Source organism: Paenibacillus amylolyticus, assembly GCF_003719335.1.
Classification (GTDB): domain Bacteria; phylum Bacillota; class Bacilli; order Paenibacillales; family Paenibacillaceae; genus Paenibacillus; species Paenibacillus amylolyticus_D.
This window is the reverse complement of record NZ_RIAS01000008.1, coordinates 141,055-165,496: the sequence shown is the minus strand read 5'-3', so window position 1 is coordinate 165,496 and position 24,442 is coordinate 141,055. Positions and strand designations below refer to the sequence as shown.

The window sequence follows — 24,442 nt, the reverse complement described above, 5'->3', positions numbered from 1 at the left end:
ATTGCCTGTATGATTGACGTAGTACACAAAAGCACAGGGTCATATTCTGCAATTACAAAAAAATAAAATGCAGAATCAGGAAGAGAAAATGCTAAGTAATCTGGGTTTTATCTAAAAGGGGGTAACAGAGAACGATGTTGGACGCTATATTCGTCACGCTGCAGGTCATTTTGGCACTGCTGGCCGTGTACCAATTCACGTTTTCGCTGTTCGGTCTGTATAAGAAAAAGAAAAAGAAAAATTATCCTGCAACAAAATCATTTGCTGTGCTGGTTGCTGCACACAATGAGGAACAAGTTATCGGTGCGTTGATGGAAAACCTGAAGGAACTGGATTATCCGAGAGATCTGTACGATGTATTTGTCATCTGTGACAACTGTACAGACAGCACGGCAGAAATTGTTCGTCAGCATGGCTGGAATGCATGTGTACGTACGAATCCAGACTTGAGAGGTAAAGGGCATGCCATCGAGTGGATGCTTAAATACCTGTGGGATTTGCCACGTCAGTATGATGCGGTAGTTATGCTTGATGCTGACAATCTGGTTGAGCAAAACTTCTTGCGTGAAATGAACAATGATTTGTGCAATGGAGCACGAGTTATTCAGGGATACATTGATACTAAAAATCCTGAGGATTCATGGATCACTGCGGCATATGGTGTATCGTACTGGTATATCAACCGTCTGTGGCAGTTGTCTCGTCACAACCTGAACATGGCGAATTTCCTCGGCGGTACGGGCATGTGCTTCGAGACCGATCTGCTGAAAGAAATTGGATGGGGAGCTACAAGCCTTGTAGAAGACCTGGAGTTCACGATGCGAAGTGTGCAGCGTAATGTGTACCCGGTGTTTAACTATGACGCCAAAGTGTTCGATGAGAAGCCATTGACTTTTAAAGCTTCCGCTAGACAGCGTTTGCGCTGGATGCAAGGGCACTTTACGGTAGCGAGAAGATATTTCTTCCCACTGCTATGGCAGTCCATTAAAGAAAGAAGTATCGTGAAGTTTGACCTCGCTGTATATGGTGCCAATGTGTATGTGGTGTTGCTTACTTTCCTGTTGACGGCTGTAATGTCAATCGATATTTACGTATTGGACGGCCCACATATCGCTAACATTTATGGATATTTCCCATTGTGGGTTGGATTCATAGCGATCGGCATGAACGTGTTAACGTTCCTGTTGTCCATGGCGCTGGAAAAAGTTAAGTTTGCTAAAGTGTATCTGTATCTGATTCTTTTCCCGATTTATTTGTTGTCCTGGTATCCAATTACGTTTTACGCGTTCTTTACGCAAAACAACAAACAGTGGAGCCACACGCAACATACACGGGTTGTTCGTCTGGACGAAGTACAGAGCAAACAGGGGTAACTTACGGATAAATATATTGGTGAACCTCTGCGCAGCTATGAGATTTACACACAGCACACTGTTTTGAAAAAAAAAGTGTTTTGAGTGTTGACAATGTTTGTTGGTAGATGTTATAGTGTTCAAGTGCGTTAAACAAATAGCAAAATGGAATCACAAGCAGAAGTCCGACTTCTCACCTGACCAACATACGTTGGCTGGTCAACGATCCCAATAATTTATGAAGTGTATACTCATGAAGAATTGTGTTGATTACAGGGATGTCGGTAGCTTGACCGGCATCCCTTTTATTTTTGTGTAACTGGATATTCAAAATGACCTGGAGGTGGACGGTTATTAGTAAAGATCACATGATTAATGACGAGATTCGGGCGAAGGAAGTACGCCTTGTCGGAGCTGAAGGAGAACAAATCGGGATCACTCCCATTCGTGAAGCACTTCAAATGGCAATTGACCTGAACTTGGACCTGGTTAATGTGGCCCCACAGGCTAAACCGCCGGTGTGCCGCATCATGGACTATGGCAAATTCCGCTATGAGCAGCAAAAGAAAGACAAAGAAGCCCGTAAGAACCAGAAAATTGTTGACATTAAAGAAGTATGGTTCCGTTCCAATATTGAGGAGCACGATTATCAAACGAAGCTTCGTAATGTAGTTAAGTTTTTGAAAGAAGGCGACAAAGTGAAATGTTCCGTTCGTTATCGCGGACGTGAAATTGCGCATGCCGCTATTGGTCAACGGATTTTGGAACGTGTCAAAACGGAAGTTGCAGAGCTCTGCACCGTAGAACGTCAACCCAAACTGGAAGGCCGCAGTATGATCATGATTCTGGCTCCTAAAGCCTGATAACATTGGAGGAGGAAACACAATATGCCTAAAATGAAAACACACAGCAGTTTGAAAGGACGCTTCAAAATTACCGGTTCCGGTAAAGTCCTTCGTTACAAAGCTCACAAAAACCACTTGCTTTCTCACAAATCCAAACGTGCGAAGCGCGTTCTGAACGGTAACCCGGTTATGGCTGCAGGTGACGTGAGACGTTTGAAACAAGGTTTGGCTAACCTGAAAGGTTAATTCAAAATACTAGATTCCGTACGGGGGATAGGCTTCGGCCATACACATACCACGGATACATTTATATTTATTTGGGAGGTTCTTTAATATGGCAAGAGTAAAAGGCGGTTTTGTAGTACGTCGTCGTCATAAAAAGGTTTTGAAACTGGCAAGAGGTTATTTCGGTTCCAAACACCGTATCTTTAAAACAGCTAATGAGCAAGTAATGAAATCCCTGGTATACGCATACCGTGACCGTCGCAACACAAAACGTAACTTCCGCAGACTGTGGATCGTTCGTATCAATGCTGCAGCACGTATGAACGGTTTGTCTTACAACAAATTGATCCACGGATTGAAACTTGCTGGTGTAGACATGAACCGCAAAATGCTGGCTGATCTGGCCGTTAATGACATCAACGCGTTCAACTCTTTGGCTGCTGTAGCTAAAGGTAAAATCAACGCTTAAATCTGTATGAAGTAAGCCGCCGTACCTATGGCGGCTTTTTTTACGGAATTGGGAATAAGAATGGCGTAGGAAGAACAACCTAAACATAATCACAAAGTTGCAATTAAAAGCGAAGTGCGAACACCGTTGGTGAATAACACAGCTTGGTATTACATAAAACACGAACGGTACAATAATGCAAATGAATTAGAGTGTTTTCGCGAAGGTTTTGAAGTTGGTGTAACTTTTTTGTTATGTAACATCACATCGTTGTAACGTTAGTGTGTTAAAACGTTAAATTATTAAGCGCTTTCAATAAAAAAAGTACAAAAATAAGTGGTTTTTGGTGATTATACATCTGGATTTTAACACTGGTTGATTGTATAATCACCTCTAGTAGGCCAGTCCTAAAATTTTCTTTTCGGGTCATAATGTTCGGTTTTTCGACAGATGGACAGATGTATCGCCCATAAGAATGCGCTTTTAGTGAGCCATTGGCGAAACATTCCGCTTCTAAGCTGTTCTTTATATCTGTTGATCCGTGCAATACAGACGAGATTTGAAAGGGACATATTATTAAGGGGGAAAAAGAGAAATGAAAAAAATGCTCAGCCTGTCTCTGGTGATGTTGCTGGCAGTATCGGTTATGCTCGCAGGATGTGGAAGCAAACCCAAAGAAGAAACAAATGCCGGAGGAGATAAGAGTGGAACTTCCACTGAAGCCAAATCCGATGTTCAAATCGGTATGGTTACTGACGTAGGCGGCGTAAACGACAAATCCTTTAACCAATCGGCTTGGGAAGCACTGCAAGCAACCGAAACTGAAACAGGTGCAAAAGTAAAATACCTGCAAAGTAAATCCGATGAAGAATATATTCCTAACTTGAACGAATTTGTTAAAAACGGATATGATCTGACTTGGGGTATCGGTTTCCAACTGGCTGATGCGATCAAAACAGTAGCTGAGCAAAACCCTGATGCTAAACTGGCAATCATCGACAGCGTAGTGGATGCACCTAACGTGAAATCTGTAACTTTCGCTGAAGAAGAAGGATCTTTCCTGGTTGGTGTTGTTGCTGGTTTGACAACAAAAACAAACAAAGTTGGTTTCGTAGGTGGTATGAACAGCCCGCTGATCAAAAAGTTTGAAGCTGGTTTCAGAGAAGGGGTTAAAGCAGTAAACCCTAAAGCTGAATTCATTCCGAACTACACAGGTGCTTTTGATAAACCGGACCTGGGTAAAGCGGCTGCAGCTACTCTGTACAACCAGGGCGTAGACATCATCTTCCACGCTTCGGGTGCAACGGGTAACGGTGTGTTTAACGAAGCAAGTGCACGTAAGAAGCAAGGTCAAGATGTATGGGTAATCGGTGTGGATAAAGACCAGTCTTTGGAGTTTGGTGATGAAATTACACTGACTTCCATGATCAAAAAAGTAGACGAAGCGGTTAAACGCGTTAATAAAGAAATTGTTGACGGTACATTCGCTGGTGGTTCCGAGAATCTGACGCTGAAAGAAAACGGCGTAGGTATTGCGGATACTTCCAGTAAAAATGTAACACCAGAAGTTCTGGCAAAAGTTGACGAGTACAAAGAAAAAATCATTAGCGGCGAAATCAAAGTACCTACTGAGTAATAAGAATTCGTAGTCATTTTGATAGCTGCTGTAATATAATCATCCGGGCCGGTCTTGACCGGCCTTGTGATTGTAAAGTCAGGAACATTTGATCAAGGCATTATAACATTTGTACAATCTAACTATTGCAATAGTGCTCCGAATAGGAGCTTTTCTTTCGTTTGCGGAACCACACTATATCAGTTATAAGGGTGATTACATGGGTGCAGCAACCCCCGTCGTTGAGTTGAAACAAATAACGAAGCGTTTCCCAGGCATTGTTGCCAACGACGCCATCAGCCTTCAGCTTCAGAAAGGCGAGATCCATGCTCTACTGGGTGAAAACGGCGCTGGTAAGTCAACATTGATGAACATTGTTTTTGGTCTCTATCAGCCGGATGAAGGTTCCATTGAAGTGAATGGCAAACCTGTCATCATCGACAGTCCAAACCGGGCAATCGATCTTGGCATCGGTATGGTGCATCAGCATTTTAAGCTGGTACAGCCGTTCACGGTAACAGAGAACATTATTTTGGGATCTGAACCAACAAAAGGTCTCAATATTAACTATAAAAAGGCTGCGGCAGAAGTACAGCGCTTGTCCGAGCAATATGGGCTTAAGGTAAATCCTCACGCCAAAATTCATGATATTTCTGTCGGCATGCAGCAACGTGTTGAGATTGTCAAAACGTTGTATCGTGGTGCAGACATTCTGATCTTTGATGAACCAACAGCGGTACTTACGCCGCAAGAAATCAAAGAACTTATGGTCATCATGAAAAAACTTGTCGCTGAAGGCAAGTCAATTATCCTGATTACGCACAAACTGAAAGAAATTATGGAAATTTCGGATACAGTTACGATTATTCGACGTGGTAAAGTCATTGATTCGGTCAAAACTTCGGAAACCAACCCGAATGAATTGGCAGAGAAAATGGTTGGCCGTAACGTTACGTTTAAAGTGGACAAAAAGCCTGCCACACCTGGTGCTAACGTACTTGAGGTGAGCAAGCTGACAGCCAAAAACAAAGAGGGTATTGCGGTTCTGAACGATTTGAACTTGAATGTACGTGCTGGAGAAATTGTGGGTATTGCAGGGGTTGACGGTAACGGACAGAGTGAATTGATCGAAGCCCTCACAGGTCTGCGCAAAGTGGATAGCGGATCGATCCGTTTGGAAGGAAAAGAGCTTTCCAATCATTCTCCTCGTCACATCTCGGAGGCGGGCGTTGCTCATATTCCGGAAGATCGACATAAACATGGGCTTGTTCTGGATTTTTCGGTGAGCGAAAATATCGTTCTGGAATCGTATTACAAAAAGCCCTATACGCGCAAAGGTTTTCTGAACTTTGAGGCAATCAAAAAGCAGGCGAAGCGGCTTGTTGAAGCATTTGACGTGCGTACACCGAGCATCGAGACGAAAGCACGTTCCTTGTCAGGAGGAAACCAGCAGAAAGCCATCATCGCTCGTGAAGTGGATAAAAACCCTGAATTGCTGATTGCTGCCCAGCCAACCCGTGGTCTGGATGTGGGAGCTATCGAGTTTGTGCAGAAGCAATTGATTGCTCAGCGCGATCAGGGAAAGGCTGTTTTGCTAATTTCATTCGAACTCGACGAGATCATGAACGTATCGGACCGCATTGCGGTTATCTATGAAGGACAGATCGTTGGCGAGGTGCTGCCGGAAGAAACCAATGACAGGGAGCTTGGCTTGATGATGGCGGGCAGCACCCAAAAGAGAGGTACTGCGCATGAATAAAGTGTTAAAATGGTTTACCCGGGATTCGTTTATTTTGCCTGTTGTAGCAATTGTGATGGGACTTATTCTCGGTGGAATTGTTATGCTAATTGGTGGATATAATCCGTTTGAAGCATACGGTGCTTTGTTCAAAAAGGTGTTTGGTGATATGTACAACTTCGGGGAAGCTGTGCGGGAAATGACACCGCTCATCATGACGGGACTTGCGTTTGCTTTTGCGGCTCGTGCCGGGTTGTTCAATATCGGAGGCGAAGGACAGTTTCTCGTAGGGATGACAGCTGCTACCTTCGTTGGTGTAAAGTTCGCAGGTCTGCCTATATATATTCACGCGCCGCTTGCTTTGATTGCGGGTGGGGTATTTGGTGGGCTTTGGGCAGCAATTGCTGGTTACCTGAAAGCTGCACGTGGGGTTAACGAGGTAATCAGCAGTATTATGCTGAATTGGATTGGATTGTATTTAGCCAATCTGATCGTGCGTCAATTTCTGCTACTGCAAGGAGAGAACCGCTCTGTTGACATTAGTGAGTCGGCTTCCATAAGTCTGACCTGGCTTTCTGAATTGATGGGTAATTCACGTGTGCATATGGGAACGTTGATTGCTCTTGTTATGGCTGTGCTATTTTATATTTACATGTGGAAAACAAAGCAGGGTTATGAAATTCGTGCCGTCGGTTATAACCCGAATGCAGCAGAATATGCAGGTATGCATGTTAACCGGAATATCGTGAAAGCGATGTTTATCAGTGGTATGCTCGCAGGGCTTGGCGGAGCGTTCCAGGTTCTTGGGGTGTTCCAGTATCAGACCGTAATGTCAGGCTCGCCAGGTACTGGGTTTGACGGGATCGCGGTTGCTTTGATTGGTCTAAACCATCCGTTTGGAGTGCTACTTGGTGCGTTGCTCTTTGGTACGCTTACTTACGGTTCTGCAGGAATGAGCTTTGCTGCGGATGTACCACCTGAGATTATTCGGATTGTCATCGGTTCGATTATCTTCTTCATTGCCGCACAAGGCATCGTGCGCTGGGTACTTAAACCATTCTATTCCAAGCGTAAGAAAGAGAAGGTGTTGTAGATGGACTTGTTGACAATCGGGCAAATTATCAATACGACGCTTGTCTTTGCTACGGCATTGATTTTTGCTTCCCTTGGCGGAATTTTCTCGGAAAAATCCGGGGTAACAAATCTCGGACTTGAAGGTTTTATGGTGTTTGGTGCGTTTGCAGCCGGTATTGGTGCTCACTATGCTCAAGAAGCAGGTATGGGTGGAACAACGTCGGCTTGGATGGGGATACTGCTTGCCATCGTGCTTGGTGTGCTAGTTTCACTTATTCACGCTGTAGCATCAATTACGTTTAAAGCTGATCAGATTATCAGCGGTATCGTCATTAACTTTTTGGCGGCAGGAAGTACGTTGTATTTGGTAAAACTGCTGTTTGAAGGTTCAGGTGATTCACCTCTGGTACAAGGTTTTAGCAAATTCAATGTGCCGTTTCTCGAAAATATTCCTTTGCTTGGAGAAGCATTTTTCAAAAATGTATATCCAACGACTTACCTAGCGATTCTGTTTGTATTCCTGACATACTACATTATGTTCAAAACACCGTTTGGACTTCGTCTGCGTTCTGTAGGTGAACATCCAAGTGCGGCGGATACTGTTGGGGTTAAAGTTCGTCGTTACCGTTATGTTGCTGTTATGATCAGTGGTGCGCTTGCGGCGATTGGTGGAGCAGCTATTACATTGACAACAACAGGTACGTTTTCGCATAATACCGTTTCCGGTCAAGGTTACATTGCGATTGCAGCGATGATCTTTGGTAAGTGGAATCCAATCGGTGCTTTCGGCGCGGCTGTATTTTTTGGATTTTCTCAAGCGATTCGTAACTATGTGCAATTGTTTGAATGGTCACAGAGTATTCCCCAGGAAATTATTTTCATGTTGCCTTACTTGCTCACGATCATCGTTCTGGTGGCTGCGGTTGGACGTTCTTCGGCTCCATCTGCTCTGGGCGAACCGTATGATCCTGGTAAAAGGTAACTCTAGCAAAGGAAACAGGATATCATTTGGTATCCCGAATAGTTGTTCAAGAAAAGATTCGCGATCAAGCGAGTCTTTTTTTTGTGCGCTTCATTGTAGTACCCAACTTTTTCGGTAGGGACAAAGAAACAGGCGAATTCGGTCATGGACGAATACACTGTTTTGAATGATCCGAGGAGGAGGGATAGTATGAGAAAACAGGTTACGCGTACTGAAGCGATGAAACTTATAGGCAAAAATATAGTTGCAGTCAAAAAAGACGGTACTCGGGTTACGGGGAAACTGTTAAAAGTATCAGGTGACAAACTCGTTCTCAAGCGTTTAGGTGGAAAAAAAGTACGTACCAAAGCCATCTTGCCTTTGGTATTATTTGATCTGCTGGCTATTGCGACATTGCCTTACGCTTATGGCTCGGGTCCAGGATTTGGCCCAGGGTATGGTCCGGGTCCGAAACCTGAATGTTGCCCAGGGTATGGCCCTGGTTATGGTTCCGGACCGGGTTACGGCCCAGGCCCAGGATATGGTCCTTACGGTCCCGGACCGAGACCACCTGGATTTTTCTAAAAGCGGCTAGAGTCTTTTTTCCATTTCGTAACAGCGACTGATCAGGATATATCTCAGGTTTTGATATCCATTTTTTTGATAGAATTGATTTCCCTTGGTATTTCCTTCATCTACCATGACTTTGGATTTTTTGCAACCACGGGATGCTGCAAAGTTCTCAGCTTCATGCAGTAACGTCTGTCCGTAGCGTTTACGTTGCTCTTTTAAACTAACGGCCATCATATCTACGTAAAGTAGTTCTCCATGCATGAGAAAATGAATGAATGCCACAGCAGGTTTATTTGGCTCCGGCGAGATTACAAAAGTCATGCCCCTGTTCATTCGCAGGGGTATTTCTTTGCGTATTTTATGGATTTCCTTCTCGCTCATATGGGATAAAGGAACAAGCTGTGTGTCAATCAGCTTCATAATTGCGCCGTCATCCAGTTTGGATGAACGCTGACGAATGATCATGCGGGGCCTCCTTTCAAGGCCTGTCGTGCGGCCTGTATATCTTATGCCTGGGGCGGGATAAAAGGTGACTGCATGAAGGCCAGACATTGGGGCAAACATAGAGTGAAGAGCGTATATGGATCAGGTGAGCACATTTTTATCAAAAACAGGTATTGACTTATCGGTTAGAGGAATCATATAATGTTCCTAACATTTAACGAGAATATTTCATCGGCTATGAAGAGGACGAAGTTTTAAGGGCTCTTTTGCTCAGAGAGTGGATGGATTTGCTGAAACCACCACCATTACCCCTTATATACGAGCTCACCTCGGAGCTGTTTTCCTGAAAAGCATTGGAACGTCAAATCCAACGCGTATTAGGGGGAATCGTAAGTCTGCGTTACAGACAACAGGTATGGGAGACGACTTTGTTCGTTTGAACATCGTTTTGTTATACCTGGTAAGGTCCGTTATTGCGAAATTTCGGACAAAGTTGGGTGGTACCACGGAAGCGATAACCTTTCGTCCCTCGCAAGCATGAACTTGTTTGCAGGGATGGAAGGTTTTTTTGTACCTTTTTATGTCAGAATGGTGTAAATTTCGAGAGGAGGATGACTAATGGGAGCTCAAATTCCAGAAGTACGATCGACAGATGAATTACGTGAAAGATGGATGAAGCCGGAGGTCATTAGCGGTTCCGAGATTTTGCTAAGAAGTTTGCTGCTTGAAGGTGTGGATTGTGTCTTTGGTTATCCGGGCGGTGCAGTATTGTACATTTACGATGCAATGTATGGCTTTGAAGATTTCAAACATGTCCTGACTCGTCACGAGCAAGGTGCCATTCACGCGGCAGACGGTTATGCACGAGCCAGTGGAAAAGTAGGCGTATGTATTGCGACCTCGGGTCCAGGTGCAACGAATCTCGTGACAGGAATTGCAACGGCATATATGGATTCCGTACCACTGGTTGTCATTACGGGGAATGTCAATTCCAGCTTGATCGGCTCGGATGCTTTCCAGGAAGCGGATATCACCGGGATCACAATGCCGATCACCAAACACAGTTATCTGGTAAAGGATGTAAAAGACCTCGCGGGCATCATTCATGAGGCATTCCATATCGCTAATACCGGACGTAAAGGACCTGTACTGATCGATATTCCAAAAGATGTATCGGCGAACAAAACGTTGTTTGAACCGAGCACGGAACCTGTTATATTGAGAGGGTACAATCCACGCACGGTACCGAATAAACTGCAGGTAGATCGTTTGGCACAGGCCATTCAGGAAGCAGAGCGGCCAATGATCATTGCGGGTGGCGGTGTCGTTTACTCTGGCGGACATGAAGCACTTTTCGAGTTTGTTGAGAAGACGGGTATCCCGATCACAACAACACTTCTTGGACTTGGTGCTTTCCCAAGCGGGCATGAGCTTTGGACTGGAATGCCGGGAATGCACGGAACCTACACATCGAACATGGCAATTCAGCAATCGGATTTGCTCATCAACATCGGTGCCCGATTTGATGATCGGGTAACGGGTAAGCTGGACGGATTCGCACCACATGCGAAAATTGTTCATATCGACATTGATCCTGCAGAGATCGGCAAAAACATTGCGACAGATATTCCGATTGTAGGCGATGTGAAAACGGTGCTGGAGATTGCAAACAAAGAAGTTGGACGTGCCGAACGTGCAGATGCCTGGAGAGATCAGATCAAACAGTGGAAACAGGAAAAGCCGTATAGCTACACGGATTCGGATGAAGTGTTAAAACCGCAATGGGTTGTTGAACTGTTGAACGACACCACAAAAGGCGAAGCAATTGTGACAACGGACGTTGGACAACATCAGATGTGGGCAGCTCAATACTACAAATTTAATCAACCGCGCTCCTGGGTTACCTCAGGTGGACTTGGAACAATGGGATTTGGATTCCCTTCTGCGATTGGTGCACAAATGGCTAATCCGGATCGACTGGTTATCTCCATTAACGGAGATGGCGGGATGCAAATGTGTTCTCAGGAACTGGCAATCTGTGCGATCAACAACATTCCAGTTAAAATTGTAATTATTAACAACGAAGTACTAGGTATGGTTCGTCAGTGGCAGGAACTGATTTATGAAAATCGCTACAGTCATATCGATTTGGCAGGAAGCCCTGATTTTGTGAAGTTGGCTGAAGCTTACGGAGTAAAAGGATTGCGGGCAACGAACAAGGAAGAAGCCGAGCGTGCATGGCAAGAAGCTTTGGATACGCCAGGACCAGTCGTTGTAGAATTTGTTGTACGCAAGGATGAAAATGTATATCCAATGGTTCCGCAAGGAGCAACAATCGATCAAATGCTGATGGGAGATGCTGAAGAATGATAAGACATACGATTTCGATATTGGTTAATGACCAGCCAGGTGTCCTTCAGCGTGTATCCGGATTGTTTGGTCGACGCGGGTATAACATCGAAAGTATTACAGTAGGTCAATCTGAAGAACCAGGACTTTCCCGGATGGTCATTGTGACGATTGGTGACGACAAAACAATTGAGCAGATTGAGAAACAGCTGTATAAAATTATTGATGTTATCAAAGTGGTTGACTTCAGCTTGAAACCGATGGTTGCTCGTGAACTCGCGCTGATCAAGGTGAAGGCAGAGCCTTCCGAGCGTCCGGAAATTTTGGGTGTGGTGGAAACATTCCGCGCATCGGTTGTCGATGTAGGCCCAGCAAGTCTCATGGTACAGGCCGTTGGTGATACGGACAAAATTGATGCTATGATCGAACTGCTCAAGCCATATGGCATTCGTGAATTGTCCCGTACAGGCGTAACGGCATTGGTACGAGGCAACGTCTAGAGGTATAATGAAATCAAGATGGGCTGATCCATACATGAACACAATGATTTACTTGTGAAAATGTACAGTTAGCGTAAAATAAATGCTATCTGACCCGAATGTGTCAGTCCAGCAACTGCTGTAAAGTAACAATTTAGTGATGTAACGCTTGAAAAGAGAGCCACACCCCCGCATTAACGAGCGGGTGTCTGAACGGATCGGATCATATGCAGCGGTTAATCAGCATCGATCAGGCAGTTTTTTTACCAAGATGTGAAGTGTATCGGTCCATTGAGACACCCGCTCATTAATGAAGGGTTCTTTACAATACAAAGGAGGACTTATAACATGCCAGTAACTACTTATTATGAACAGGATGCAGAGCTTAGCGTATTGAAAGGAAAAACGATCGCGGTGATCGGATATGGTAGCCAAGGTCATGCACAGGCACAAAACCTGCGTGACAGCGGATTGAACGTAGTCATCGGACTTCGTGAAGGTAAATCTTTTGACGCTGCTAAAAATGATGGATTTGAAGTGTTGTCTCCGGCTGAAGCAACTAGCCGTGCAGATGTGGTTCAAATCTTGCTGCCAGATGAAACACAAGCTTCTGTATACAAAAACGAAATCGAACCAAACCTGAAAAAAGGCGCAGCATTGCTCTTCTCTCACGGTTTTAACGTTCACTTCGGCCAAATCGTTGCTCCAAAAGACAGCGATGTATTGCTGGTAGCTCCTAAGTCCCCTGGCCACATGGTACGTCGTACCTATGTAGAAGGATTCGGTGTTCCTGGTCTGATCGCGATCGAAAAAGATGCAACAGGTAAAGCGAAAGACATCGGTCTCGCTTATGCTAAAGGAATCGGCTGCACACGTGCAGGCGTTATCGAAACTTCCTTCCGTGAAGAAACAGAAACAGACTTGTTCGGTGAGCAAGCGGTTCTGTGTGGCGGTGTAAGTGCCCTCGTTAAAGCTGGATTCGAAACGTTGACAGAAGCTGGATATGCTCCAGAAATGGCATACTTCGAGTGTCTGCACGAATTGAAACTGATCGTTGACATGATGTATGAAGGTGGACTTGCAAGCATGCGTGATTCCATCAGTAACACTGCGGAATATGGTGATTATGTAACTGGACCTCGCGTCGTTACTGAAGATACGAAGAAAGCAATGAAAGAAGTGCTTTCTGATATCCAACAAGGTAAATTCGCACGTGACTTCATTCTGGAAAACCAATCCGGTCGTGCATTCTTGACAGCAACACGTCGTAACGAAGCTGAACACCCAATCGAAGTGGTTGGCGGACAATTGCGTGAAATGATGCACTGGATCAAAAAGTAAGCAACAATTTCGTTCACTTTTTGAACAAGCATCTTAGGGGATCCAAGCAACTTACAGCGTGAACTGGAAATAGCGGCCGTGCTTATGCGTGAGCCGCTATTCTGGTTTACAGAAATGAATAATAAGCAGGGGGTGCGAAGGTGCGTAAAATCTATGTATTTGACACAACGCTGCGTGATGGAGAACAATCTCCAGGAGTCAATCTGAACACTCGCGAAAAGGTGGAGATTGCCCATCAACTGGAGCGTCTTGGCATTGACCGGATGGAAGCAGGTTTCCCAGCAGCATCTCCGGGTGACTTGGCCGCGGTTAACGCCGTAGCGAAAGCGGTAAAAAATATTACAGTGATCGGCTTGTCCCGCTCCAGAGAGCAGGATATTGATGCGGTGAAGGAAGCACTTAAAGGTGCAGAAGACCCGTGCATTCACGTATTTTTGGCCACGTCGCCAATCCATCGCCAGCATAAGTTGCGCATGGATAAAGGACAGGTTCTGGACACGGCTCGCTCTGCGATTCGTTATGCAAAGAAGACATTTTCCAAGATTGAATTTTCTTTGGAGGATGCAGGACGTACCGAGTATGATTTTCTCGTAGAAATGGTGAATATGGCAGTTGAAGAGGGTGCTTCTGTCGTTAATATTCCGGATACGGTCGGTTACCTGAGCCCATATGAATACGGGAATATTTTTAAACATCTGAAAGAAAATGTTCACAACATCGATAAAGTTCAGCTGAGTGCACACTGTCACAACGATCTGGGGATGGCAACAGCGAATACGCTTGCCGCCATTTTGAACGGCGCTGATCAGATTGAAGGCACGATCAACGGCATCGGAGAGCGTGCAGGCAACACGGCGATTGAAGAAATTGCAATGGCGCTGGAAACACGTCAGGAGTTTTTCCAGGCGAAAACTACACTGCAGTTGTCCGAGATCGCACGTACCAGTCGTTTGGTTAGCCGTTTGACCGGTATGGTTGTACCTGGCAACAAAGCAATCGTGGGGGCAAATGCCTTTGCTCATGAGTCCGGCATTCACCAGGATGGCATGTTGAAGGAAAAAACAACCTATGAGATCATGACACCCGAAACGATCGGTCTCAAAGAAAGCAAGCTGGTGCTTGGTAAGCATTCCGGACGTCACGCGTTCCGTGAACGCTTGATTGACCTCGGGTACGAACTGGATGATGAGGCGTTGAACCGAGCTTTTGCACAATTCAAAGATCTGGCAGACAAGAAAAAAGAAGTTACCGATGAAGACCTGCTTGCCGTAATTGAAGAAAAATTACAGGATGCACCTGAGGTGTACAAACTGGAATCCATCTTTGTTACGTACGGCGATGAATCCGTACCTACAGCTAAAGTGCGTATTGCTACGCTGAACGGTGACACGGTGGAGAAACAGGCGGAAGGTAATGGTTCGGTGGATGCGATCTATAACGCTATTGATCAGGTGAGCGGAGAAGAAGTAACGCTATCGGACTATTCCATCAAATCAGTAACACACGGTAAAGACGCACTTGGTGAAGTACACGTTGTGCTGACTCAGAATCAAGTTTCTGTTCAAGGACGCGGCGTGAGCACAGATATTCTCGGTGCTAGTGCGCGTGCGTATGTAGACGGGTTGAACCAACTCATTGAAAAACGTAAAACATACACCAACCGTGTTAACGTCAATTTGTAGAAGAGTACTGTACTGTGTGCTTAAAGTACAAATTTACAAACCTGCTAACTAGGCCGGTATAGTAAAGCCATAGTCTGTATAGTAAAGCTAAAGACGAACATATTAAAAAGTCTGACCCTTCTGGAGTCGACTGTGCCTGTTAGTGTAGACGTTATGAAGTCTATCTATGAGTACAGTCCAGCGAGGGTCAGACTTTTTTATAATATCAATTTACCACGCGTATGCGTTAGGGGCGTGTCCACCAGGACCAGGGAAGATTTCATCCAAACGGTTGAGTGTGGATTCATCCAGTGTCAGGTCAAGACATTTCAAGGCGGTTTCGAATTGCTCCAGTGTGCGCGGACCAATAATTGGCGCAGTAACAGCCGGATTGGCAGCTACCCAGGCAAGTGCAACGGTATCTTGCGGTTCACCAAGATCACGGCAAAGTGCAGCGAAATCTTCAAGCTGCGTCTGATGTTGTTCAATTCGTTCTGAAATGCCTCCGCTGCGAGTTCCTTCAAGTTTCTGTAAGGCATTACGTCCGAGCAGACCGCCATCCAGCGGGCTCCATGGAATGACGCCAAGCCCGAGCGCTTTAGCGGCTGGTAATACCTCTAGCTCAGGCAGACGGCAATTCAAGCTATATTTATGTTGCTCAGATACAAGGCCGAGGAAGTGACGGTTTTTCGCTTCACTCTGAGCAAGGGCGATCTGCCACGCGGCAAAATTACTTGAACCGACATATCCGATTTTGCCCTGATATACTGCATGCTCGAATGCACCCCACAATTCGTCCCACGTAATGACCGGGTCAACATGGTGCATCTGGTATAATTCAATATGATCGGTTTGCAGACGTTGAAGAGAGCCTTCAAGGTGACGTCTGATTTTATATGCGGAGAGACCGGCTTCGTTGTTAGGGCCATCTGTTTCATCATGCATGGAACCGTAGACTTTGGTGGCAAGCACGACCTTTTCACGTCTGCCTCCGCCTTGTTTGAACCAACGTCCGATGATTTCTTCGGTGAGACCGGAATTTTCACCCCAACCATAAATGTTAGCGGTATCAAAAAAGTTAACGCCGGCATCCAGAGCTGCATCCATAATGCGGAAAGCTTCTTTCTCGTCCGTGGCTGGTCCAAAATTCATCGTACCAAGACAGATACGGCTGACCTTAAGGCCTGATTTACCCAAATACGAATATTGCATGTTAAACATCCCTCCAGCATCCCTGATTTGATTTCAGCTATATTTTACCTTACCCTGAACTGGCGAACAACATCGAAGCTTGTCATGATCCTTCTTATAGGTAAAAACTATTAAAGTCATAGATTGTATATCTTGGTCAAATGACCGTAGAATATGATACAAAGAAGAGAGTTATTTATGAGACGATGTTTACACAGAAACGCTAACATGAGCGAATGAGTGATGAATGAAGATGAGGGAGTGGACAACCTATGGCAGACGTGAAAAAAATTGCAGTAATCGCAGGTGACGGAATTGGTCCTGAAGTTGTGGCTGAGGCGGAAAAAGTTCTGAAACGTACGGAGGAAGTGTTCGGTTATCGTTTTGAAACAGAGCACGCGCTGTTTGGTGGTATTGCCATTGACGAGAAAGGCACACCGCTTCCAGAAGAAACATTGACTGTATGTAAAAATGCAGATGCAGTGTTGCTCGGAGCTGTAGGTGGACCAAAATGGGATAATAACAGTAAGGAGTTGCGTCCTGAAACAGGACTGCTGGGTATTCGTAAAGCGCTTGGACTGTTCTCCAATCTGCGTCCGGCCGTTGTGTTTGACTGTTTGAAAGACGCATCCACGCTGAAACCGGAAGTACTTGAAGGGACAGACCTGATGGTTGTTCGTGAACTGACCGGCGGAATTTATTTTGGCGAGAAGTTCAGACGTGAGAGTGCCCAAGGTGAAGAGGCCGTGGACACTTGTGCTTACAATGTTGCGGAAGTAGAGCGCATCGTTCGTCAAGCATTTGAGATCGCTCAAGGTCGCCGCAAAAAACTGGCTTCTGTCGACAAGGCTAACGTGCTGGAAACATCCCGCCTCTGGCGTGAAGTGGTTAACCGTGTAGCTCCAGATTATCCGGATGTTGAACTGGAGCATGTGCTTGTAGACAATTGCGCAATGCAGTTGTTGCGTCGTCCGGCAAGCTTTGACGTCATCGTAACAGAGAATATGTTTGGTGACATCCTGAGTGATGAAGCAGCTATGCTGACAGGTTCCATCGGTATGCTCGCTTCGGCATCGCTGGGTGAAGGAAGCTTCGGTCTGTATGAACCGGTACACGGCTCTGCGCCGGATATTGCGGGTCAAGGCTTGGCTAACCCGATTGCTACCATCTTGTCACTCGCGTTGATGTTCCGTACAACGTTTGGCTATGCAGAAGGTGCAGATGCGATTGAAGAAGCGGTAGCGAACGTACTGAATGCGGGCCACCGTACAAGTGACATTGCTGTTGATAAGAGCAAATCGATCAGTACGACCGAAATGGGCGATCTGATTGTTGCAGCTATTCAAAAAAAGGCTTAAGTTTCATTCCAGCCTTGTCCACTTATTGAGACATTAACAGATCTCAGGATACAGTCCTGCAGTTCGTATAAGAAACAGCCCTTTGATGCCCTAGTAGACCGTCTTTTGGTTTCTAATAGTGGAGAATGCAAAGGGCTGTTCCTTTCTCATTTTCACCATAAATTCGGCACGAAAATTTCTTATTTATAATTATTATAAAAAAATAACGTTTATAATCTTGACTTTGAGAAGTACGGATGATAACATTTTATTTGTACTTGAGAACAAGTATCAACAAATTTAATGACAGGACAAGCGCTTGCGTGTATCCTGATGATGAGCAATCCATATGGATGCTTACATAATCTCAAAGGAGGAATTTTTAGTTATGGCAGAACGTTTGGTTGGTAGACCAGCACCAGATTTCGCAATGGAAACAGTATCAGGAGACGGACAAGATTTTGGTTCCGTTAAACTGTCCGATTACCGTGGCAAATGGCTTGTATTCTTCTTTTATCCTTTGGACTTCACATTTGTGTGCCCAACTGAAATTACAGCTTTGAGCGATGCTTCGGAGCAATTCAAAGCTTTGGATACAGAAATTCTTGGCGTGAGCGTAGACTCCGTGCACAGCCACAAAGCATGGATCAACACACCTAAAGACAGCAATGGTCTTGGTCAGTTGAACTTCCCGCTCGCTTCCGATATCACGAAGCAAGTAGCTAAAGATTACGGCGTTCTGATCGAAGAAGAAGGCGTAGCATTGCGCGGTCTGTTCATCATCGATCCAGAAGGCGAACTGAAATATCAAGTCGTTAACCACAACGATGTAGGCCGCAGTGTTGAAGAAACACTTCGCGTACTGCAAGCACTTCAATCCGGTGGATTGTGTGCAATGAACTGGAAACCAGGCGACAGCAACCTGTAAGCCGGGTTTACTTGAACGATTGATGTTCAAGCCCTCATCCCACTCGGGATTGAGGGCTTTTTGCAACCTTTTTCAAAAGTATAACGTTAACTTAATGAAGGTGTTTGAACAAGCTGTCAGACGTGTTAATAATGTAATAGAAGAAGATCTTCTTTTTTATAAGAGAAAGAGGAATTGAAGGCTTGTAAGGCGAATAGGGTATGGAAACCCGGTATTTTAAGTGATTCCGGTAATCCGCATTTATAATTTGCATATGAATGTGATACACTGTTTGAACGATTCCCTTTCGGAAGTTTTCAAGTGCACGGGGGTATATTCATTAAATTCCCGGCACCTAATAAGGAGGGTGAACAAAAATGAGTTACTGTTGTGGGGCAAGTATGGTAGGAACGAAGGGCACGCTGAAGCATTACCGCACCCAGGTTCATAATGTTCCCCTGCTGTTTTGTCCGGTATGTCACCGGGTTGAGGTGCATTACAAGGTTGAGAATGAATATGAAATTCTTGCTGAGTATGCGCATGGCGACGGGGCTTCTGAAATTGATTTTCAAGACTATGTGACCGAAGACGAGGATGCCATCTTCGAAAATTGTGTAAACCGTGAAAGCGAAGATGCGATGGTGATCGTTCAGCGTCAGATTGATATGTCACTGGATCTGCTGCGGCTCGCCAAGGAAATGAAGGATGAGAAATGGGAAAGCGAATTGAAACGCCGCCTTGCCGTCATGAGTCAACGAAAACTTAAAATTCAGCATAACAAGACCGGGCTATAGATTGCAGTGAGATGTGACATGGATAGACAAATATCCGAATTACACAATATTGAACGAAGCTGATTTCCCAATAGGGCGATACGGCTTCGTTTTTTGTATTTTTTAGATAAACCTTTGTTGTTTTTGCAAAATAATTTCCATTCGACACTTTCTCCGATTGACTCTATTCCCTAAACTTGTCTATGATAAAAGCAGACTTGGAAAAGAGGCGGAGCAATTGAAGGGTATTCGTTTGGGAATTGGAGAAGGTTAGAAAGGAACAAAACGTATATGATTTTTCCGGGCTTTTTGTAATGAACCGGATTAGACCAGCTTACGTTCCGGATATGCCATCCATATTTTCGGCTCAGCCCCCTGATGAAAGGGACCCGGTAATCAACAAAAAATCGGCCCTTCCTGTTTCTGTGATGATATGATGTCCGAACGGCAAAGTTTATCATTTACGTGAAAAGGAGGAACCTGAAGTGATTCGTGAATTTCAGGATATAGCGCCTCAACCAACGGATGTGCTTCCTCAAGTACATCTGGATAACAATAAGTATGAAAATGTGCTAGAACACATGGATAGCGGTATTATGTTATTTGATCATCATGGGGTGTTGACGTTTATTAACGTACAGATGGCTAAATTGCTGGAGTTGCCGAGGGATCTGTTAAGCGGATGCACGTTAATGCAGATGTTGCGTTTGCCCCAAATGAGTCGATTCAAGAAAAAGAAAATTTTACGAATTTATCGGGAAACGATCTTTCATCGTAAGCGTTATCATGAGCTGACGGATGAGTATGGAAGGCACTGGCTCGTGACCGTGACCTATGGCGATCAGATGGATGGCGATTTTCTTTTTAGTGTCAAGGATGTTTCGGATTACAAGCAGATCGAGCAGACAGCCTATCAAAACGATAAACTGGCTATGCTTGGCCGCATCTCCGCATCGATTGCTCATGAGATTCGTAACCCGTTAACAGCCATTCGCGGATTCATCCAGTTGCTTCGGCCCCATCTGTTGCAGCTGGGTAAAGACGAATATGCCAGAATCATACTCACCGAGATCGACAGGGCAAATGACATTATCTATGAATTTCTGAATTCCTCGAAACCTTCGGCTCCGCAGAAAACGGTCATGACCGTAGAATCTTTGCTGAAAGAGGTCGTTCTATTGACCGAGAGTGAAGGGTTGATGAAAGGATGCGAAATTCTGCTTGAGGTGGATGACACCCCGCTTAATGTATCCATTGATGTAAAGCAGATCAAACAGGTCATTCTGAATATGGTCAAAAATGCAATGGACGCGATTGAAGAAGTCGGTGAAGAATATACAGGCTTGATCCGAATCACGACAGCCACGGACAATAATTTTGTGCAAATTACGATCACGGATAACGGAAGAGGTATGGATCATAACACGCTGGTACGGTTGTTCGATCCTTTCTTTACGACAAAAGAAAGTGGGACGGGTCTCGGACTTTCCGTAAGCTATCGTATTATTAAAAATCATGGAGGCACCATCTCTGTTGATAGTCAAAAAGGCGAAGGCACCAGCTTTATGATCAAACTTCCATTAGTGAATTGACACAGACGATATCAGAAGGGATCGGTATTTGCCGATTCCTTTGTTTTTTGTTCGTGCGATTAGGGTTATAGTTAGAAATGAATGCGAATACATATGCATCACGGAAGGAAGGGATCGTTTTGAATATTCAGGATATGGAGCTTATGAACGGGCAACTCATCGAACATGTAGGCAAAGTAATTGTGGGAAAGACACATACAGTGGAACTGATTCTGACAGCGATCATTGCATCAGGTCATGTGCTTCTGGAAGATGTCCCGGGTACAGGTAAAACAATGATTGCCAAATCGATGGCGTCGTCACTAGACTGCACTTTTCAACGGATCCAGTTTACACCTGACTTGCTGCCATCCGATTTGACGGGTATTCATTTCTATAATCAAAAATCAGGAGATTTCGAATTCAGGCCCGGTCCGCTGTTTGCGAATCTTGTGCTGGCAGATGAGATCAATCGGGCAACTCCACGCACACAGTCCAGCTTGCTCGAATGTATGGAAGAGCGCCAGATCAGTATTGATGGCTCAACAAGGCAGCTCGAGCGGCCGTTTATCGTGATCGCCACTCAGAATCCTATTGATAATCAAGGAACATTTCCGTTACCTGAAGCACAGATGGATCGATTTATGATGAAGATTCGTATGGGGTATCCGTCCGGGGAAGAAAGTGTAGAGATTCTGAGAAGAACGGTTGCTAGCCGCTCTGTAGATGATCTGTCTTCCATTATATCTCGCGAGCAACTTCTGAAAGCACAAGAAACGTATAAAACGGTTAACGTAAACGAGGACCTCCTGCGTTATATTGTACAGCTCACTGAAGCAACGAGAAAACATCCTGAACTGTCTCTGGGCGTTAGTCCACGGGGGGCGCAGGCGCTTCTTAAGGCAAGTCAGGCATGGGCTGCGCTTCACGGCAGAGACTATGTTGTACCTGATGACATTAAATTACTGGCAGAGCCTGTGCTGGCTCACCGTCTGGTGTTTCGTAATCGAATCAGACAGCAAGAAGGACTTGCGGAACACATCATTCAACAGATTCTGACCGAAATCGAGGTACCAACCGAGACACTTACTACAGGCGGACGTTAGGCTTATGGCACTTCTATGGCTTGTCGTTGTTGGAAGTTTAGTGATTGTGCTGCATGGCATATGGTTTGGACGGCCTGTGTTGCGAAATCTCAAATACAGCAGGCAGTTCAGCAAAACACGGTGTTACGCTGGTGATGAACTGCAGATGATCGAAACGATATCCAATGAAAAACGAATTTCTGTACCGTGGCTTAGACTTGAAGCAATGATGCCGGCTTCATTTGTATTTCATTCAGGTTCAGGTATGGATATTAGTCAGGGTAATATTTATCAGAACCATAAAAGTATTTTTACATTAAAACCATATAATCGGATTACCCGCAAGCATCCGTTTGTTTGCTCCAAACGTGGAGTGTTTACGATGGATACAGCTACCATGACTGGTGGAGATTTATTTGGAGTATGGCGTTCCTCAAAGCCGATTCCTGTGCAGATGACGATGATTGTATATCCTTCATTGGTTAACACTGAAGATATGCCAGCCATCTATCAGGTATGGCAAGGAGAGGTGGAGGTTTCTCGCTGGATTGTGGAAGACCCGTTTCTAATTCTGGGGGTGCGGCCTTACGGGGCTGGTGATCCAATGAATCGTATTCACTGGAAAGCAAGTGCACGTACAGGCGAACTTCAGGTGTACAAGCAAGGCTGGACCGCAGATCCCCAGTCATGGATTATAGTGAATATACAGGACTCTGCTGAGATGTGGAGTGTGGTGACTAGGCCTGAGCTGATTGAGCAGTCACTCCGCTACGCAGCCACTGCAGCAGTAGAGGCCATTGGCAAAGGTTTGCCTGCTGGCTTTGCACATAACGGCTACCGTGTAGGTGGGGGACGCGATGTGCTTCGTATTGAACCAGATTACGGTACACCTCATCTGGAGATGTTGCTGGAAGCTATGGCTGAAACTGAGTTGAAGTGTTTGGTACCCATGGAGCAGTTTTTGCAAGATGAAGTACGATTGAATGAAGAAGGGCAGCAGATTCGCAGTTATTTGTTGATTACATCATATGTTTCGGCTGCCATGGAACATGAAATCGGACGTCTGCATGATCAGGGTCATCGGGTAACGATTTTGCCTGTAGAACAGTTGAAGCGTGATGCAGGGGCGGTGGGCGCATGAATGAAAATGATGCAATGAAGCGAGCACATATTATATCCATGTTGCCTGTTTTTTCGATAGGAATATATCTGTTTCCAATCTTTACGATCACATCGTTGTATACCAGTGGCTATTTTCCATATCTGTTGTTTGGTTTATATGTTATGGCAGGCCTGCTCGGCCTATGGATTCAGCATCGATTTACGAGTGTTATAGAGAAGAGTGCTTTCGTTCGAGGTCTAATGGAAGTTGTTATCTGTATTTTGTTCGCATGGGTTTCGGGGATGTTGCTCACGCTTTCACTTCCAGAAATCATTACGCTTGGAGTAGGTTTATTTATTGCGGCATACACAGGGTTGCATTTTGATCCTGTTTTTCATTCCAACAGGCTGTGGCGCCTGCAACTCGTGGGTGTAATCAGTGCCATTGTGTCCACAATCGCGGCAACGCAGATCGAATTCATGTTACCTGTTATGATGTACACGGGTTACATCTATGCTGCTGGAGTCATCAGTTTTGGATGTTGGATTGTGGGACAATACAGGGCACAACTGGATCGTGCGGTTCTTAATGATGGCAAGCGCAGATTGGTACTGCGGGAATTCACACGGGCAAACCACCTTCGAATCATATGGATGTTAATCATTATTGCAGGTATAGGTGCTTTTCCCGGTCTTGCTGCATGGCTTGCGCCATTGCAGGATCGTCTCCTTGCGTGGATCAGAGGACTGTTCGGGACTTCTTCACCTCAGGAACCGCCACTTACACCGGAGATGCCAAATGAGCCGATGAACCTGCCGGATGAATTAAGAGGCCTGCCTTCGGAACCTTCCGTATTCTGGGAAATCCTCGGATGGATCGTTTTTGGGGCAGCGGCGGCTGTAATTTTATGGCTTTTGGTCAAACTGGGCAGGACGATCATGGATAAACTGGCGGAGCGTTTCAAAGGATTGTTACAGCCTGTGCAGAAAAGGCAGGAACCGAAAACAGAGTATGTGGATATCAGCGAAACACTGGAAGTGCCCGCGAAGGTTCGTAAACGATGGTTCCGCAAAAAGGAACCTGTTCCCATTCAGGCTGGAGAGCGTATTCGATACTATTATCGGGTATGGGTAAGCAATGCGATGGATCGCGGAGTACAGGTTGAGAAGTCGTATACGCCGCTGGAGACAGCGGAAAGCATTAAAGAGAGTTATCCTAAGAGTAAAGAGGGTACAGAGGAAGAGTTGGCAACGCGGCTTCCTGAAGTCTACAATGCTGTGCGCTACGGGAAGAAAGATGATGAGAACCCTGATATGATTGATATGGACCGAATCTGGAAATCTTACCGTAAATAAGCCCGGAATCCCTTTA

22 protein-coding genes are annotated in these 24,442 nt (G+C 45.2%); 20 read left to right on the top strand and 2 right to left on the bottom strand.

Features of this window, described 5'->3' with window-relative positions; translation table 11 throughout:
• Positions 1–134: 134 nt before the first annotated feature.
• The 9 genes from EC604_RS15880 (at position 135) to EC604_RS15840 (ending at position 8,843) form a co-directional block, all read left to right on the top strand.
• Positions 135–1,373: a glycosyltransferase family 2 protein gene (locus EC604_RS15880; protein ID WP_123065092.1), complete on the top strand. Its 1,239-nt coding sequence runs from the start codon at positions 135–137 to the stop codon at positions 1,371–1,373.
• A gap of 347 nt (positions 1,374–1,720) precedes the next feature.
• Complete coding sequence (infC, locus tag EC604_RS15875) at positions 1,721–2,215, top strand: translation initiation factor IF-3 (RefSeq protein WP_123065091.1); 495 nt, start codon at positions 1,721–1,723, stop codon at positions 2,213–2,215.
• 24 nt (positions 2,216–2,239) lie between these two features.
• Positions 2,240–2,443, top strand: a complete 204-nt coding sequence (gene rpmI / locus EC604_RS15870) for a 50S ribosomal protein L35 (protein WP_017689665.1) — start codon at positions 2,240–2,242, stop codon at positions 2,441–2,443.
• A gap of 88 nt (positions 2,444–2,531) precedes the next feature.
• The gene (gene rplT, locus EC604_RS15865) at positions 2,532–2,891 is read left to right on the top strand and encodes a 50S ribosomal protein L20 (RefSeq protein ID WP_123065090.1); all 360 of its coding nucleotides are present in this window, start codon (positions 2,532–2,534) and stop codon (positions 2,889–2,891) included.
• A 574-nt stretch (positions 2,892–3,465) separates the two neighbouring features.
• Entirely contained in the window at positions 3,466–4,506 is a 1,041-nt protein-coding gene (locus EC604_RS15860; protein ID WP_123065089.1) for a BMP family lipoprotein, read from the top strand.
• A 199-nt stretch (positions 4,507–4,705) separates the two neighbouring features.
• Complete coding sequence (locus EC604_RS15855; RefSeq protein WP_123065088.1) at positions 4,706–6,244, top strand: ABC transporter ATP-binding protein; 1,539 nt, start codon at positions 4,706–4,708, stop codon at positions 6,242–6,244.
• On the top strand, positions 6,237–7,316 hold the full coding sequence (locus EC604_RS15850) for an ABC transporter permease (protein WP_123065087.1): 1,080 nt from the start codon (positions 6,237–6,239) through the stop codon (positions 7,314–7,316). The genes EC604_RS15855 and EC604_RS15850 overlap by 8 nt, the downstream gene beginning before the upstream one ends.
• Positions 7,317–8,279 (top strand): ABC transporter permease, encoded by a 963-nt coding sequence (locus EC604_RS15845; protein ID WP_123065086.1) that lies wholly within the window; start codon positions 7,317–7,319, stop codon positions 8,277–8,279.
• 189 nt (positions 8,280–8,468) lie between these two features.
• On the top strand, positions 8,469–8,843 hold the full coding sequence (locus tag EC604_RS15840) for a hypothetical protein (RefSeq protein WP_123065085.1): 375 nt from the start codon (positions 8,469–8,471) through the stop codon (positions 8,841–8,843).
• A gap of 6 nt (positions 8,844–8,849) precedes the next feature.
• Here EC604_RS15840 and EC604_RS15835 read toward each other — a convergent pair whose 3' ends face one another.
• Positions 8,850–9,293, bottom strand: a complete 444-nt coding sequence (locus EC604_RS15835) for a GNAT family N-acetyltransferase (protein WP_429351331.1) — start codon at positions 9,291–9,293, stop codon at positions 8,850–8,852.
• 600 nt (positions 9,294–9,893) lie between these two features.
• Here EC604_RS15835 and ilvB point away from each other — a divergent pair.
• The 4 genes from ilvB to EC604_RS15815 all read left to right on the top strand — a co-directional run bounded on the left by ilvB (position 9,894) and on the right by EC604_RS15815 (position 15,126).
• Entirely contained in the window at positions 9,894–11,645 is a 1,752-nt protein-coding gene (gene ilvB, locus EC604_RS15830) for a biosynthetic-type acetolactate synthase large subunit (protein WP_090922207.1), read from the top strand.
• Positions 11,642–12,124 (top strand): acetolactate synthase small subunit, encoded by a 483-nt coding sequence (gene ilvN, locus EC604_RS15825; protein WP_123065083.1) that lies wholly within the window; start codon positions 11,642–11,644, stop codon positions 12,122–12,124. Before ilvB ends, ilvN begins: the two co-directional genes overlap by 4 nt.
• Before the next feature lie 327 nt (positions 12,125–12,451).
• The gene (gene ilvC / locus EC604_RS15820) at positions 12,452–13,444 is read left to right on the top strand and encodes a ketol-acid reductoisomerase (protein ID WP_090922211.1); all 993 of its coding nucleotides are present in this window, start codon (positions 12,452–12,454) and stop codon (positions 13,442–13,444) included.
• Between the two features lie 140 nt (positions 13,445–13,584).
• Positions 13,585–15,126, top strand: a complete 1,542-nt coding sequence (locus tag EC604_RS15815; protein WP_123065082.1) for a 2-isopropylmalate synthase — start codon at positions 13,585–13,587, stop codon at positions 15,124–15,126.
• Positions 15,127–15,336: 210 nt separating this feature from the next.
• On the opposite strand, the gene EC604_RS15810 is transcribed toward EC604_RS15815, so the two are convergent.
• Positions 15,337–16,317 (bottom strand): aldo/keto reductase, encoded by a 981-nt coding sequence (locus EC604_RS15810; protein WP_123065081.1) that lies wholly within the window; start codon positions 16,315–16,317, stop codon positions 15,337–15,339.
• A 251-nt stretch (positions 16,318–16,568) separates the two neighbouring features.
• Between EC604_RS15810 and leuB the strand changes: the two genes are divergently transcribed.
• From leuB to EC604_RS15775, 7 genes are all read left to right on the top strand, one after another.
• Positions 16,569–17,654, top strand: coding sequence for a 3-isopropylmalate dehydrogenase (gene leuB / locus EC604_RS15805; RefSeq protein WP_123065080.1), 1,086 nt, complete (start codon positions 16,569–16,571; stop codon positions 17,652–17,654).
• Between the two features lie 367 nt (positions 17,655–18,021).
• On the top strand, positions 18,022–18,561 hold the full coding sequence (locus EC604_RS15800; RefSeq protein WP_062320195.1) for a peroxiredoxin: 540 nt from the start codon (positions 18,022–18,024) through the stop codon (positions 18,559–18,561).
• Between the two features lie 356 nt (positions 18,562–18,917).
• On the top strand, positions 18,918–19,334 hold the full coding sequence (locus EC604_RS15795) for a hypothetical protein (RefSeq protein ID WP_090922221.1): 417 nt from the start codon (positions 18,918–18,920) through the stop codon (positions 19,332–19,334).
• A gap of 464 nt (positions 19,335–19,798) precedes the next feature.
• On the top strand, positions 19,799–20,905 hold the full coding sequence (locus EC604_RS15790) for an ATP-binding protein (RefSeq protein ID WP_123065079.1): 1,107 nt from the start codon (positions 19,799–19,801) through the stop codon (positions 20,903–20,905).
• Positions 20,906–21,024: 119 nt separating this feature from the next.
• Complete coding sequence (locus tag EC604_RS15785; protein ID WP_123065232.1) at positions 21,025–21,990, top strand: AAA family ATPase; 966 nt, start codon at positions 21,025–21,027, stop codon at positions 21,988–21,990.
• Between the two features lie 4 nt (positions 21,991–21,994).
• Positions 21,995–23,110, top strand: coding sequence for a DUF58 domain-containing protein (locus EC604_RS15780; RefSeq protein ID WP_123065078.1), 1,116 nt, complete (start codon positions 21,995–21,997; stop codon positions 23,108–23,110).
• The gene (locus tag EC604_RS15775; protein ID WP_123065077.1) at positions 23,107–24,426 is read left to right on the top strand and encodes a hypothetical protein; all 1,320 of its coding nucleotides are present in this window, start codon (positions 23,107–23,109) and stop codon (positions 24,424–24,426) included. The genes EC604_RS15780 and EC604_RS15775 overlap by 4 nt, the downstream gene beginning before the upstream one ends.
• Positions 24,427–24,442 lie beyond the last annotated feature (16 nt).